Raw genomic sequence first — 13,757 nt, 5'->3', positions numbered from 1 at the left:
GCCGGGGCGACCATGGGCGGCATGCAACCCGCCAGCTTCAGATTTCGATTCCGGCCCATGGTTCGGCCGGAGATTGCGGCATGACTTTCAAGGCCTACCTTGTCGAGGACAGCCCGCTCATTCGCGAAAACCTCGTCGGCTTCCTGCACGACGTGGCCGATGCGGACGTGGTGGCCTGCGCCAGCAGCGAGGAAGAAGCCGTGCACTGGCTCGACCATCACCGCGACGACTGGGACCTGACCATCGTCGATCTTTTCCTGGAGCACGGCAACGGCCTGGGCGTGGTCCGGGCCTGCCGCCACCGCGCGGCCAAGCAGAAGGTCGTGGTGCTGAGCAACTACGCCACCTCCGAGATGCGCCAGCGCTCCGCGCAGCTGGGCGCCGATGCCTTCTTCGACAAGTCCGCCGAGCTCGACCAGCTGGTGGCCTACTGCGAAACGCTGCGTCACGCGCGCGACTGAGCCCGCTTCCGGGTGGTCCCGCCGGGACGCCTTTCTGGGGTAAAACGCCACGCGGCCGCCGTGGCGGCCTTCGGCACACCCATTCCCAAGGAAAGAAAGCAGCGAGATGAGCAACAGCACCATCGACTTCAAGGGCCGAGTGGCCATCGTGACCGGCGCGGGCGGCGGCCTGGGCCGCCAGCATGCGCTGGCCCTGGCGGCGCGCGGCGCCAGGGTGGTGGTCAACGACCTGGGCGGCGCCCGCGACGGCTCCGGCGCCTCGGTGAGCGCGGCGCAGGCCGTGGTCGACGAGATCGAGGCCGCGGGCGGCGAGGCGATGGCCAACGGCGCCTCCGTCACCGATTTCGAGGCGGTGCAGGCCATGGTGAAGCAGGCGGTCGACGCCTGGGGCCGGGTCGACATCCTGGTCAACAACGCCGGCATCCTGCGCGACAAGAGCTTTGCGAAGATGGAGCTTGCCGATTTCAAGCTGGTGGTCGACGTGCACCTGATGGGCGCGGTGAACTGCACCAAGGCCGTCTGGGCGCTCATGAACGAGCAGAAATACGGCCGCATCGTCATGACCACGTCGTCGTCCGGCCTTTATGGCAACTTCGGCCAGAGCAACTACGGCGCCGCCAAGCTTGCGCTGGTGGGGCTCATGCAGACGCTGAGCATCGAAGGCGCAAAGAACGACATCCGCGTCAATTGCCTGGCGCCGACCGCGGCCACCCGCATGACCGAGGGGCTGATGCCGCAGGAAGTGCTGGACGCGCTCAAGCCCGAGGCCGTGGTGCCCGCCATGCTGGTGCTGGCGGCCGAGAACGCGCCGAACCGCACCATTCTCTGCGCCGGCGCCGGCACCTTCGAGGCCGCCCACATCACGCTGACGCAGGGCGCCTGGCTCGGCATCGGCGCGGACACGCCCGAGCAGCTGGCCGCGCGGCTCGCCGAAGTGACTTCGCGCGAGGGCGAGATCGTGCCGCAGAGCGGCTCGGCCCAGGGCAGCAACGAGGTCGGCAAGGCGATGGCGAACGCCCGCAAGGGCTGATCCGCCATCCGGTCCATGGCCGCTTGACCTCGAGTGCACTCGAGCATTTCCAATGGATTCACCGGGCCTTCCGGTTTCATTCATCCATCCGGGGAAAGCAGCCATGAACACGACAGACGACAGCAGGGCGCTGGTGCAGCGCATCCATTCCGAGCTGGACCAGGGCAACGGCCAGTTCTTCATCGACAGCCTGGCCGACGACGCCCGCTGGACGCTCGAAGGCAGCACGCCGTGGTCGCGCACCTACGCGGGCAAGGTCGCGATCCGCGAAGAGCTGCTCAAGCCGCTGTTCGCGCAGTTTGCGGGCCCCTATGTGAGCAGGACCGAGCGCATCATTGCCGAGGGCGACCGGGTGGTGGTGCTGTTCAGCGGCGACGTGCCCACCCGGGCCGGCAAGCGCTACAACAACCGCTACTGCTACATCTACCGCATCGAAGGAGGCAAGGTGAAAGAGCTGACCGAGTACTTCGACACCGCGCTGGTCGAGCGGGCGCTCGAGGCGCCGCCGGCTGCGGTTCCTGCCCATGCCGGCTGAGGGCGGCACCCCATTCCACATCGGCGAGCTGGCCCAGCGCACCGGCCGCACCGTGCATGCCATCCGCTGGTACGAAACGCAGGGCCTGGTGCCGGGCGTGGTGCGCGACGAGGGCGGGCGGCGCCTGTATGGCGAGCTGCACGTCGGCTGGCTCGACCTGATGGACCGGCTGCGCCGCACCGGCATGTCGATTGCCGAGATGCGCGAATACACCGCGCTCGCGCTGCAGGGCAAGGCCACGCTGCGCCAGCGCCGCGACCTGCTGGCCGCGCACCGCGCGCGCGTGGCCGAGACCATCGCGGATTGGAACCAGGCGCTGTCGCTGGTCGAGCGCAAGATCGATTTCTACGACGACTGGATGCAGAGCGGCCACAGGCCGCCGCTGCTGCCCGCCGAAGCGCCGCGCGCGCCGCCGCCCGGGCAGAAAAGGCGCGGCGGCCGGCCGCCTACTCCGCGATGAAGCCCGTGTCCTTGCGGATCGAATCGCGGTCGCGGTGGTTGTTCAGGCGGCCCAGCGTGTTGTCGAGCAGGCGCTTGAGCTTGTCGGCCGCGCCGCGGAAGGCCTCGTCCAGGGTGGTGGCGTGCTGGGTGACGGCCAGCGGTTGGTGGTGGGCCAGGCGTGCTTCCATCACGCAGCACTTGTCTCCGCCGCCGGCCTTGTCGTGGTTCTCGTCGCTCAGATGCACTTCGACGCGGGTGACGTCGTCGACGAAGCGGCCCAGCTGCTGCTTGATTTCCGCGTCGGCCCAGCGCTCCAGCGCATCCTTGTTGTTGACGCCGTTGCTCGTGTTGACCTGGATCTGCATTGTCTTGTCCCTGATGATGGATGAACGAAGCCCTACTGTGCACCCTGAACGCCCCGGGTACGCGTAGCGTGTTCCCCAACCCCCGGGACGAGGCGGGATTCAGCTCTGGATATAGGTCGTGAGCTGGGCGATGGTTTCCTCGTGGTCGGCAATGATGTCGTCCATCAGGTCCTGGATGGAGATCATGCCCACCACCTTGGCGCCGTCGACCACCGGCAGGTGGCGGAACTTGCGCTGGCTCATCAGCGCCATGCAGGCGCGCGTGCGGGTCTGCGGGGTCACGGTCATCACGTCGGGCGTCATGATCTCGGAGACCTTCATCTCCTTGGAGTTCTTGCCCTGCAGCGCCACCTTGCGGGTGTAGTCGCGCTCGGACAGGAAGCCCACCAGCCGGTCGCCGTCCATCACCATCAGCGCGCCGACCTCGAAGCGCGCCAGGGTGGCCAGCGCATCGAACACGCTGGTGTCGGGCGAGGTGCGCCAGGCCGCGGAATCGTGGCGCTTGAGCAGTTCGGAGACGGGTTTCATCGCGGTAGCTCCATCAAAAAGTTTGGCTCGGGCCGGCGCGTCCATGCGCCGCACCCGGTCAAATGATAGGGGCGGAACCGTCCCCCGCGATGCAAAAACCTCTAGGGGATTGCGCGCGCCGCACCGCGACGCGCGCTGAAGCGAACTAAGGTGTTGCTGCGAGCACGCGGCTGAGCGCCACCGGGTCGCCCACCACGGCCTTGACCAGGCCCTTGTCGTCGAAGCTCACCTGGTACTCCGACCAGCTGTCGCGCCAGTAGCGCCAGATGGGCGCATCGAGGCTGGGGTTCTCGCTGGCCACCGGGTAGCCGATGGCCATCAGCACCTGTTCGCGCGTCATGCCGGGCGCCACCTTTCCGGCCATGATGGCGTCGCGCACGGCGGGTGCGAAGGTCGCCATCTTCTGCTTCGGGTCTTCGGTCACCACGTAGCGCTGCGCGAAGTCGATCAGGGTGATGTTGCGGCTGTAGTCGTTCTTGATGCGCTGGGGCTTGCCCGCGAGATCGAGGTTGAACCAGCGGAAGTCGTAACCCGTGATGCGCGCCGGCGTGCCCACGGCCACGATGCTGGTGCCCTGCTCGTCGTAGTTGATGTCGCTGATCGAGTTGCCGTAGGTGCGCATGTTGCAGCACAGGTAGCCGCTGACCAGCGGGCCCGGCGGCGGCGAGGGACGCTGGGCATGGACGACGGTCGCGGGAACGACGGCGGCTGCCAGCAGGGCGGCAGCGGCAAGGCGCTTGAACATGGATTTCCCTCGTATTTATTGAAAGTGGCTGCGCATGCAGCGCGCGGATTCTAGAGGGCGCGGTGCGCCCGGGCACAGGCAAAATGGGCCTGCGCAGCTACACAAAGCCCACAATGCGCACCGGCCTTCGGGCCAACCTTCCCCCACAGAGCGAAAGAAAGAACACCCATCGATGGCGATCCAGTGGTTCCCCGGGCACATGTACACGACCCAGAAGGCCATCACCGAGCGGGTGAAGGACATCGACGTGGTCATCGAGCTGCTCGACGCACGCCTGCCCGGCTCCAGCGCCAACCCGATGCTGGCCGAACTCACCTCCGGCCGGCCCACGCTCAAGGTGCTCAACAAGCAGGACCTGGCCGACCCGGCGCGCACGGCGCTCTGGCTTGCGCACTACAACGCGCTGCCCGCCACGCGCGCCATTGCGCTCGACGCGAGCCTGACCACGCCCGCGCAGGCCATCGTGCGCGCCTGCCACGAGCTCTCGCCCAACCGCGGCGGCATGGCCAAGCCGATGCGCGTGCTGATCTGCGGCATTCCGAACGTCGGCAAGTCGACGCTCATCAACACGCTCACCGGCAGCCGCAAGGCCAAGACCGGCGACGAGGCCGGCATCACCAAGCTGGAGCAGCGCATCACGCTGGCCGACGACTTCTACCTGTGGGACACGCCCGGCATGCTGTGGCCGCGCATCGTGGTGCCCAAGAGCGGCTACAACCTGGCGGCCAGCGGCGCCGTCGGGCGCAATGCCTTCGACGAGGAAGAAGTGGCGCTGGAACTGCTCAACTATCTGAAGACGCACTACGCGGCGGGCATCACCGAGCGCTTCAAGCTGGCCGAGCTCGATGCCGCGGCCATTGCCGCCATGAAGGACGAGGAAGTGCTCGACGCCATCGGCCGCAAGCGCGGCGCGCTGCTGGGCAAGGGCCGCGTCAACCTGCAGAAGGCGGCCGAGATCGTGATGCACGAGTTCCGCGCGGGCAACCTCGGGCGCGTCACGCTCGAGACGCCCGAGGAGTTTGCGCAGTGGCTCGCGGAGGGGCTGCGCGCCGATGCGGAGCGTGCGGCCAAGAAGGCCGCGCGCGGCAAGAAGCGCAAGCCGGCTGCCGAATCGGCCGAGGGCGAAGGGCCACGGCCGGACTGACCGGCCGGAGGCCACCCGCCCACTATCATCGAGCCATGCAACGCCTCACGCGCCAACGCAACGCGGTCTTCTCGGCCTTCAGCGACACCGGCCTGGTGCTGACCGCACCTGAAATCCTCGAGCGCGCCCGCGCCATCGTGCCCGAGATCAGCCTCTCCACCGTGTACCGCCAGGTCTCCATGCTGCTGGCCGACGGCGAGATCGCCAAGGTCGAGCTGCCCGGCGAGCCGGCGCGCTACGAAGTGGCCTGCAAGCCCGATGCGCACCGCCATTCGCACCAGCACGGCGAAGAGGCCGACCACCACCATCACTACTTTCACTGCAGCAGCTGCGGGCAGGTCTTCATGCTGCATGCCTGCCCCGGGCCGATGACCGACCTGGTGCCCAAGGGCTTCCAGGTGAAGAGCCATGAAGTGACGCTGCACGGCGTGTGCGCGGCCTGCGCCGGTGCCGCCCGCAAGGCGCGGTCGCCCAAGGCCCACTGACGCCCGGCGGCAGGCAGGTCAGCGCATCTGCAGGCGCGCGTCCTTCGGGTAGCTGATGCTGTAGTCGGCCGCGACGCGCGCGGTCTTTCCGGGCTCCAGGTCGAAGCGCCACATGGCAAGCCCGGGCTGCTTGTTCCAGGCCAGTTCGGCCGGCTGCGGCGAGAACTGCGCAGCCACGCGCACCTGCTCGTCGACCGAGACGGGGGCCGCCTCGAGCACCTGCACCGCGATCGGCGTGCGGTGGCGGTTCTCCACCACGTAGGCGCGCTGCACCTTGCGCTCGGCGCGCGAGCCGGCAAAGCCGCCGGTGCCCTGGCTGTCGTTCTCGGGCTCGGCCTGCACGCGCACCAGTTCGTCGCGGCCGAAGGAGAGCGTGAGCCTGGCGTCGCTCGGCGCGCTCCACCGGCCGCTGCCGACGAAGTTGCCGTCGCGGTAGAGCTGCAGCGCACCGGCCGGCCATACGCCGGCCGGCTGCGCGAGCTCGGCCACCAGGAACGCGCTGGCATCCACGCGCGGGCTGGTGCGGGCCGCGAGCTTGGCCGTGTCTTCGTGCTGGCCCAGCGCCAGTGTCACGCGCTGGCCGCTGGAGGGCACGTCGATGCTCTGCGGCACCGCGAATTCGGTGGCAAAGCTGTTGTCGAACACGTTCACGTCGAACAGGGGCTCCGTGGCCTCGGCCATGGCAAGCCGGTCGGCGGATGCGGCGGGCGCGGCGGGCGCCGGTGCCATCATCGCGGCCATGCCCCCCTGGACACGCGGCGGCGGCTCGATGCCGATGCGCCACGCCGTGGGCGTGCGGCCCGCGGTTTCGCGGCGCGGCTGGCCGGTGGAGAGCACCAGCTTCACGCCGCGCCAGTCTTCGCCCGTGGCCTGCGCCACCAGCGCCTGGCGCTCGATGCGCACCTTGCTCGTGGCGGTGTCGAGCAGCGCGCGGTAGCTGGGCGTCCAGCCGGGGCCGGCGACTTGGTAGCTCAGCTTCACGTCGGCATCGGCGCTGGCGGCCAGCGTCACGGTCACGGCCATCACCTGCGCGCCGTGGCCTTGCGAGCGCTTGCGTTCGGCCAGCAGCGGATTGAGCTGCCGGTCGATGTCGGCCTGCCTGCGCTGGATCTGGTGCTGCTTGAGCAATGAGTCCTGCCCGGTGCGGCGCATCGCCTCGGCCATGGCCGCGAGGTTGCGTGCATCCATCGGCGCGCGGGCGCCCTGGGCCGATTCGCCGCTGCCGCCCGAGAGGCCTTTGAGGTAGCCCGTCACCATGCCGAGCGCATCGGTCTCGGCCTGCAGGGCGGCCTTCTGGTCTTCGAGTTCGCGGATGCGGCCGTCGAGCGCGCTGGTGGCGCAGCGGGGCGACAGTTCGCGCGCCTCGCTGAGCACCGAGGTCTCGCCCACGCGCACCGATGCGCCGGCCGACACCTGGAGGCTCTGCACGTCGAGACTCGCGGGCAGGCAGGCGAAGGTGACCGACCGGCTGCCGGCCGCCACCCGCGCGACGCGCTCCACCGTGGCGCTGCCGGGGTAGACCTTGACCTGGGTGATGCGCGAGTTGTCGGCTGCGGCTTGCGCATGGGCGCCGGCGCTTGCCGCCAGCCAGGCGGTGGCGGCGAAGGTGGCACGGAGAAGAAAGAAGGCGGAGGAGGGTGCTTGCATGGAGAACCTTCGGAAGTGGATGGATGGCTTGTCTCCACTCATACGGCCGGGCTCGTCCAACGGGGTTAAGCCTTCGCGGAATTTTTTCGACGCGGGCGTTGCTGTCGCCAACGCAACCGCGGCGCCGCGGCCGGTCGCGCGCGCGACGAGGCATGGCGGCTGCGCTTCGTAGAGTGGCTCGTGCGCATCGCCCGTGCATTTCCGCTCCAAGGAGACCTTCCATGCTCGACACCATCCAGGCCATCAACAAGACCGCTGCCTTCAACCGCTGGGCCGGCTTCGAGGTCACGCGCGCCGCCGACGGCGAGGCCGAATTGCGCATGCAATGGCGCGAGGAAGACATGGGCCAGTACGCCGGCTTCCTGCATGCCGGGTTGATCGGCGCCATGCTCGACACCGCCTGCGGCTTCGCGGCCGCCACGGTGGCGGGCCGCGTGCTGGCCTCGCATTTCTCGGTGAACTGTTTGTCGCCCGCGCTGGGCCGTGCCTTCATCGCGCGCGGCAAGGTAGTGAAGGCGGGGCGCAAGCAGGTGTTCACCACCGCCGAGCTCTATGGCCAGGGCGATGGCGACAGCCTCAAGCTCGTGGCGACGGGGACTGCCATCCTGGTTCCGGTGGAAGCGCCTCCGCCCGCAAAGTGACTGCGGTCTTGGCGCTGGCGCGCCGGCGCTTGAGCCCGAACAGCGGCCGCAGCCCGTTGAAGCGGCGGATCAGCCCGTCGTTGAGCAGCCAGCAGCCCACGATGGTCAGCGCGACCAGCAGCGTGGGCTCCAGCACCGGCCCCAGCGCGAGCGGAGCCAGCAGCGCAACGCCCGCGATGATCAGCGTCTGGTGCAGCACGTACCACGGGTACACCGACTCGTTGGCCCAGCGCAGCCAGGGCCACGGACGGTTCAGGTGGCGGTGGCCGTGGCCCAGGATGGTGGCGACCGCCAGCCACAGGTAGAGCATGCGCAGGGCGTCCATCGGTACGCCGGAGGGCGGGCCCTTGGCGCCGAGCCGCAGCACGATGAAGGTGGTGATCGCCGCCGCCGCCAGCGCCAGCGACACCCGACGCAGGCGCTCCAGTTCGCGCCACACGCCCGTGTCCACGCCCATCCAGTAGCCGTAGAGGAACACGGTGAAGTAGATGCTGTGCAGGTGAAAGTCGCGGACCAGGTTGTGCGTGGGCGGAAAGTGCCGCGCCAGCAGCATCGTCCAGACCAGCAGCGGAAGCGCCGGCAGGAGCAGCAGCTTCCAGCCGCGCAGCCCGTTGAATCGGCGGCGCATCCACTGGCCGGCGGGTGACCGCCACAGCGGCAGCGTCAGCGCGATGAGCGCCGTGTAGCTGAACAGGTAGGGCAGGTACCAGAGGTGGTTCCAGGTGATGCCGAACTCCGCGCCGTCGAAGGCCGCCTTCGGCCACGGATCGCCCATCGAAAGATAGCGCAGCAGGAAGGCGCCGAAGCCCGGCGCCACCAGGCCGCTGGCCACGCCTTGCGCATAGGCCTGGTAGGGCACGACCACCGCCATGCCGAAGGCCAGCGGCAGCATCAGCCGCACGCCGCGGCTGCGCAGCAGGCTCCAGGTGCCGTGGCTGCGGCTCAGGAAGCCCAGCGACACGCCCGAGACCAGGAACACCAGGTCCATGCGCCAGAGGTTGAGCATGCGCATCGGCCACTGCAGCCATTCGGCTGCATGCGGGCTCTTGAGGTGCCAGGGCCAGTCGGCCACGTAGTACATCGCCACGTGGTACAGGATGACCAGCAGGAAGGCCAGCGCGCGCAGCGCGTCGATGTCGTGCCGCCGGTCGGGCAGGGGGGCTGGGGTGGTGCTCATCGGCCGATGGTTGTGTCCACCCGCCGCGCGTGGCCTGCCCGCGGGACGGATCGCCGGCCTTTTGTGACGAGCGGTGCCCTCCAGGGACGAAATTCGCCCGCCGGGTGCGGGGATCGCGAGAATCCCGGGCATGGCAGATTCCCGAAAGAACCTGTACGAGCGCTACGAACCCATCCGCCGCCGCGTGGAAGTGGGCTTCTGGATCGTCTTCATGGCGCTGCAGGCGGTGTTCAACACCACCGTCGCGCTGGTCGACGCGCGCGACCGCGCCGTGCCGCGCGCCGCCTGGGAAATCGTCACCTGGGAGGTGTCGAGCCACCTCGTGCTGCTGGCGCTGGTGCCGGCGGTGGTGGCCATCCAGCACCGGCTGTCGCCGCTCGCGCGCACCCACCTGCTGCGCTACCTGGGCTGGCACCTGGCCGCCAGCGTGGTCTTCAGCGTGGTGCACGTGGCGGCGATGTTCGCGCTGCGCGCCATGGTCTACGCGGCGGTTGGCGAGCGCTACGACTTCGCGGGCTGGACCGGGCGCTGGGGCTACGAATACCTGAAGGACGTGCGCGCCTACCTTTCGATGGTGTTCGGCATCTGGGTGTACGGCGTGTTCATGCTGCGGCTGCAGGGCGAGGCGCGCGTGCTCGACCCGCCCGAGGCGGCGGCGGCAGCGCCGGCCGAGCCCGCCAAAGCCCATCGGGCTGCCGCGCCGCCCGCGCGCCCCGAGCGCTTCCTGGTGCGCAAGCTGCGGCGCGAGTTCCTCATTGCCGCGAGCGACATCGACTGGCTCCAGGCCGAAGGCAACTACGTCGGCCTGCACGTCAACGGCCACGACTACTTGCTGCGCGCCACGCTCACCGATTTTCTGGCGCAGCTCGACCCCGCCCATTTCGTGCGCGTGCACCGAAGCCACGCCGTCAACCTCGGCCGCATCAAGGAAATCGAGCCGCTCGACGGCGGCGATGCCCGGCTGCACATGCACGACGGCAGCACGGTGCCCTGCAGCCGGCGCTATCGCGACGCCTTGCGCGCCGGGGCGAGCTGACTGGGGCGGTGCGTCGATTCGTCCTGTTCCGGTGCGGCCGCCGCACTGCTAACGCCCATTTCCGGCAATGACGCACCACGAACGAGCCTTCAGGCACCATTTTTGCTTTCTTGCGGCGCTGCCCCGAGCAATTCGGGTGCATGCACCAATTCAAACCAAAAACTGCAAGAAGCTCCAATGGACGCACTCAAACAGGGCGCAGACGCGCTGTTCATTCTTCTCGGCGCGATCATGGTGCTGGCCATGCATGCCGGTTTCGCCTTCCTGGAACTGGGCACCGTGCGCAAGAAGAACCAGGTCAATGCGCTGGTCAAGATCCTGGTCGACTTCTCGGTCTCGACCATCGTGTACTTTCTGGTGGGCTATGGCGTGGCCTACGGCACCCACTTCTTCGTGGGCGCCACCGAGCTCGCAGCCAAAAGCGGCTACGAACTCGTGAAGTTCTTCTTCCTGCTCACCTTCGCGGCGGCCATTCCGGCGATCATCTCGGGCGGGATTGCCGAACGTGCCAAGTTCTGGCCGCAACTGATCGCTACCGCGGTCATCGTCGGCTTCGTCTATCCGCTGTACGAGGGCATTGCCTGGAACAAGGCCTTCGGCATCCAGGCCTGGATCGCTTCGGCCACGGGCAGCGAGTTCCATGACTTTGCCGGCTCGGTGGTGGTGCACGCGGTGGGCGGCTGGCTCGCCTTGCCGGCCGTGCTGCTGCTGGGCGCGCGCCGCAACCGCTACCGCGGCGACGGCTCGCTGAGCGCGCATCCGCCGTCGAACATTCCTTTTCTGGCGCTGGGTGCCTGGGTGCTGTGCGTCGGCTGGTTCGGCTTCAACGTGATGAGCGCGCAGAGCATCGACAAGATCTCCGGCCTGGTGGCCGTCAATTCGCTCATGGCGATGGTCGGCGGCACGCTGGTCGCGCTGGCGCTGGGCAAGAACGACCCCGGCTTTGTCTACAACGGCCCGCTCGCCGGCCTCGTGGCCGTGTGCGCGGGGTCCGACCTGATGCATCCGCTGGGCGCGCTGGTGGTGGGCGGCGTGGCCGGGGCCATCTTCGTGGTGATGTTCACGCTCACGCAGAACAAATGGAAGATCGACGACGTGCTCGGCGTCTGGCCGCTGCACGGCCTGTGCGGCACCTGGGGCGGCATCGCGGCGGGCATCTTCGGCACGCAGGCGCTGGGCGGCATCGGCGGCGTGAGCGTCTGGGCGCAACTCATCGGCACCTTGATGGGCGTGGCATGGGCTGCGCTCGCGGGCGCGGCGGTGTATGGCGCGCTCAAGGCCACGCTGGGGCTGCGGCTCACGCAGGAAGAGGAATACGACGGCGCCGACCTGTCGATCCACCACATCTCGGCGACGCCGGAGCGCGAGGTGAACTGGTAGGCCGGGTTCCTGCAGGGCCGGCCTGCTTGGGCTATTCTCGGCGCCCCTTACAACCGCCGAGGAGTAGAACCCATGACAACAACAACACCCGCTCGCTGGCTGCGCCGCGGCGTCGCCGCACTGGCCGGCAGCCTGCTGATGCTTTCGTTTTCTTCCACGGCGCAGGCCGGCGCTCCGCAGGTCAAGGCCCAGGCGCCGGGCTTCTACCGCACGATGCTCGGCGACTTCGAGGTGACGGCGTTGTTCGACGGCACCATCGACCTGGAGCCCAAGAAGCTGCTCACCAACACCACGCAGGCACAGGTCGGCAAGCTGCTCGATCGCGGCTTCGAGAAGGACACCGTGCCCACCTCGGTGAACGCCTATCTCATCAACACCGGCAGCAAGCTGGTGCTGGTCGACACGGGTGCCGGCGGCCTGTTCGGCCCCACGCTCGGCAGCCTGCAGGCCAATCTCAAGGCCGCGGGCTATCAGCCCGAGCAAGTCGACGACGTGCTCATCACCCATATGCACGGCGACCATGTCGGCGGCCTCGTGCAGGACGGCAAGCTGGTGTTCCCCAACGCCACCATCCACGCCGGGCAGGAAGACGCCGACTTCTGGCTCGACAAGGCCAACCTGGAGAAGGCTTCCGCCGAGATGAAGGGCTTCTTCCAGGGTGCGATGGCCTCGCTGAACCCGTATGTGGAGGCCGGCAAGTTCAAGGGCATGAAGGGCAACACCGACCTGGTGCCCGGCATCAAGGCCGTGCCCGCCCATGGCCATACGCCGGGCCACAACATCTACCTGGTCGAGTCCAAGGGCCAGAAGCTGGTGCTGTGGGGCGACCTGATGCACGTGGCCGCCGTGCAGTTTGCGCAGCCGCAGATCACCATCTCGTTCGACGTCGATTCGAAGCCGGCGGCGGCGGAACGCAAGAAGGCCTATGCCGATGCGGCCAAGGGGCGCTACCTGGTCGGCAGCGCGCACCTGCCGTTCCCGGGGCTGGGCCATGTGCGGGCCGAAGGCAAGGGCTACGTCTGGGTGCCCGTGGATTACCAGCAGGTGCGATAGACAGCCGGCCGGCCGGCCGGCTGAAGCTTGAACGGCGCGGGCAGGTGTTGCCGCGCCAGCAGCACGAATGTGCGCGCTGTAGCAAACTCGCCCGACCGCTCCGCTCCACACTCCACGCCAACATGACCCAAGCTCCCCCCGCCCTCGAAGTCCTCCCGCGCGATCTCTCCGCCTACCGCAAGGGCAACGTCGGCATCGACTATGTGCACCGCTTCGAGTCCGGCAAGCCGGGGCCCCACGTGCTGATCAACGCGCTCACGCACGGCAATGAAATCTGCGGCATGACCGCCGCCACGCACCTGCTCGACACCCAGGTGCGCCCCAAGATCGGCACGCTCACTGTGAGCTTTGCCAATGTGGAAGCCTACGAGTCCTTCGACCAGGCGCTGCCTTTCGACAGCCGCCAGCTGGTGCACAACCTCAACCGCATCTGGTCGCCCGAATGGCTCGACGGCACCGAGGACAGCCCCGAGCTGCGCCGCGCCCGCGCGCTGCGGCCGGTGGTGAGCGCGGCCGACCACATCCTGGACATCCACTCCACCAGCCAGCCGGTGATTCCGTTCTGGGTGTATCCCGCCTTCGAGCGCAACGCCGAGGCGGCGCTGGCCATCGGCCGTCCGTCGGTGCACCTGGTGATGCCCGACGGCCTGGGCTCCGGCACGCCGCTGATCCAGCATGGCCGCCATGGCCTGCCCGATGGCAAGGGCGTGGCACTGGTCGCCGAATGCGGCCAGCACTTCCTGCGCTCGGCCTCCGAGCTGGCCACCGCCATCTCGCTCGACTTTTTGGCGCACTTCGGCCTCATCGACAAGGACCCCGCCGCGCCGGCGCCCGGCCCGCAGCGCCGCTTCGAGCTGCTGCAGACGCACGTCATCAGGTCGGAAGACTTCGCGTTCGTGCGCCCGCTGATCGGCTTCGAGACCTTTGCCAAGGGCGAGCTGATCGCCACCAACGGCCCGGACGAGATCCGCGCGCCCTGCGACGAGTGCACGATCTTCATGCCCGCGCAGCGGGTGATCGTGGGGCGCGAGGCGGTTTATTTGACGAAGCCGATCTGAGTCGGCGATGAAGCCCTCAAGGCTCCATCAA

General features: G+C 68.5%; 16 protein-coding genes. 11 read left to right on the top strand and 5 right to left on the bottom strand.

All coding sequences use genetic code 11. From position 1 onward, the window contains the following. Nucleotides 1-80 precede the first annotated feature (80 nt). From AC1DMS_RS16090 to AC1DMS_RS16075, 4 genes are all read left to right on the top strand, one after another. The gene (locus tag AC1DMS_RS16090; protein WP_018906274.1) at nt 81-461 is read left to right on the top strand and encodes a response regulator transcription factor; all 381 of its coding nucleotides are present in this window, start codon (nt 81-83) and stop codon (nt 459-461) included. Nucleotides 462-567: 106 nt separating this feature from the next. Beyond that, nucleotides 568-1,491 carry an SDR family NAD(P)-dependent oxidoreductase gene (locus tag AC1DMS_RS16085; RefSeq protein WP_478084050.1) on the top strand — a complete coding sequence of 308 codons (924 nt, stop codon included), beginning with the start codon at nt 568-570 and terminating at the stop codon, nt 1,489-1,491. Between the two features lie 103 nt (nt 1,492-1,594). Next, nucleotides 1,595-2,026, top strand: coding sequence for a nuclear transport factor 2 family protein (locus AC1DMS_RS16080; protein ID WP_015866413.1), 432 nt, complete (start codon nt 1,595-1,597; stop codon nt 2,024-2,026). Further along, a complete protein-coding gene (locus tag AC1DMS_RS16075) occupies nt 2,016-2,486 on the top strand; it encodes a MerR family transcriptional regulator (RefSeq protein WP_015866412.1) in 471 nt (156 codons plus the stop codon). The genes AC1DMS_RS16080 and AC1DMS_RS16075 overlap by 11 nt, the downstream gene beginning before the upstream one ends. Here the strand turns inward: AC1DMS_RS16075 and AC1DMS_RS16070 are convergent. From AC1DMS_RS16070 to bamE, 3 genes are all read right to left on the bottom strand, one after another. Continuing rightward, a complete protein-coding gene (locus tag AC1DMS_RS16070; RefSeq protein ID WP_018906278.1) occupies nt 2,473-2,832 on the bottom strand; it encodes an HPF/RaiA family ribosome-associated protein in 360 nt (119 codons plus the stop codon). The genes AC1DMS_RS16075 and AC1DMS_RS16070 overlap by 14 nt on opposite strands. Before the next feature lie 99 nt (nt 2,833-2,931). Then, the gene (locus tag AC1DMS_RS16065) at nt 2,932-3,360 is read right to left on the bottom strand and encodes a CBS domain-containing protein (protein WP_015866410.1); all 429 of its coding nucleotides are present in this window, start codon (nt 3,358-3,360) and stop codon (nt 2,932-2,934) included. A 145-nt stretch (nt 3,361-3,505) separates the two neighbouring features. Next, nucleotides 3,506-4,105, bottom strand: a complete 600-nt coding sequence (gene bamE, locus AC1DMS_RS16060) for an outer membrane protein assembly factor BamE domain-containing protein (RefSeq protein WP_478181385.1) — start codon at nt 4,103-4,105, stop codon at nt 3,506-3,508. A gap of 172 nt (nt 4,106-4,277) precedes the next feature. Between bamE and ylqF the strand changes: the two genes are divergently transcribed. Further along, entirely contained in the window at nt 4,278-5,249 is a 972-nt protein-coding gene (gene ylqF / locus AC1DMS_RS16055) for a ribosome biogenesis GTPase YlqF (RefSeq protein WP_478181384.1), read from the top strand. Between the two features lie 35 nt (nt 5,250-5,284). Beyond that, nucleotides 5,285-5,734 carry a Fur family transcriptional regulator gene (locus tag AC1DMS_RS16050; protein ID WP_015866405.1) on the top strand — a complete coding sequence of 150 codons (450 nt, stop codon included), beginning with the start codon at nt 5,285-5,287 and terminating at the stop codon, nt 5,732-5,734. An 18-nt stretch (nt 5,735-5,752) separates the two neighbouring features. Here AC1DMS_RS16050 and AC1DMS_RS16045 read toward each other — a convergent pair whose 3' ends face one another. After that, entirely contained in the window at nt 5,753-7,381 is a 1,629-nt protein-coding gene (locus AC1DMS_RS16045; RefSeq protein ID WP_478181383.1) for a DUF4139 domain-containing protein, read from the bottom strand. A 221-nt stretch (nt 7,382-7,602) separates the two neighbouring features. On the opposite strand from AC1DMS_RS16045, the gene AC1DMS_RS16040 reads away from it, so the two are divergent. Continuing rightward, nucleotides 7,603-8,022, top strand: coding sequence for a PaaI family thioesterase (locus AC1DMS_RS16040; protein ID WP_015866403.1), 420 nt, complete (start codon nt 7,603-7,605; stop codon nt 8,020-8,022). Here the strand turns inward: AC1DMS_RS16040 and AC1DMS_RS16035 are convergent. Beyond that, nucleotides 7,958-9,199 (bottom strand): acyltransferase family protein, encoded by a 1,242-nt coding sequence (locus tag AC1DMS_RS16035; RefSeq protein ID WP_478181382.1) that lies wholly within the window; start codon nt 9,197-9,199, stop codon nt 7,958-7,960. The genes AC1DMS_RS16040 and AC1DMS_RS16035 overlap by 65 nt on opposite strands. A gap of 130 nt (nt 9,200-9,329) precedes the next feature. Between AC1DMS_RS16035 and AC1DMS_RS16030 the strand changes: the two genes are divergently transcribed. The 4 genes from AC1DMS_RS16030 (at nt 9,330) to AC1DMS_RS16015 (ending at nt 13,726) form a co-directional block, all read left to right on the top strand. Next, entirely contained in the window at nt 9,330-10,235 is a 906-nt protein-coding gene (locus AC1DMS_RS16030) for a LytTR family DNA-binding domain-containing protein (protein ID WP_478181381.1), read from the top strand. Nucleotides 10,236-10,412: 177 nt separating this feature from the next. Next, nucleotides 10,413-11,615 carry an ammonium transporter gene (locus tag AC1DMS_RS16025; RefSeq protein ID WP_478181380.1) on the top strand — a complete coding sequence of 401 codons (1,203 nt, stop codon included), beginning with the start codon at nt 10,413-10,415 and terminating at the stop codon, nt 11,613-11,615. Nucleotides 11,616-11,687: 72 nt separating this feature from the next. Beyond that, a complete protein-coding gene (locus AC1DMS_RS16020; protein ID WP_278879066.1) occupies nt 11,688-12,668 on the top strand; it encodes an MBL fold metallo-hydrolase in 981 nt (326 codons plus the stop codon). A 122-nt stretch (nt 12,669-12,790) separates the two neighbouring features. Next, on the top strand, nt 12,791-13,726 hold the full coding sequence (locus AC1DMS_RS16015) for a M14 family metallopeptidase (protein ID WP_412511440.1): 936 nt from the start codon (nt 12,791-12,793) through the stop codon (nt 13,724-13,726). Nucleotides 13,727-13,757 lie beyond the last annotated feature (31 nt).

The sequence above is a fragment of the Variovorax sp. 05T418 genome (assembly GCF_056396385.1).
Note: the sequence above shows the minus strand (reverse complement) of the source record. Positions and strands in the feature narration are given on the sequence as shown.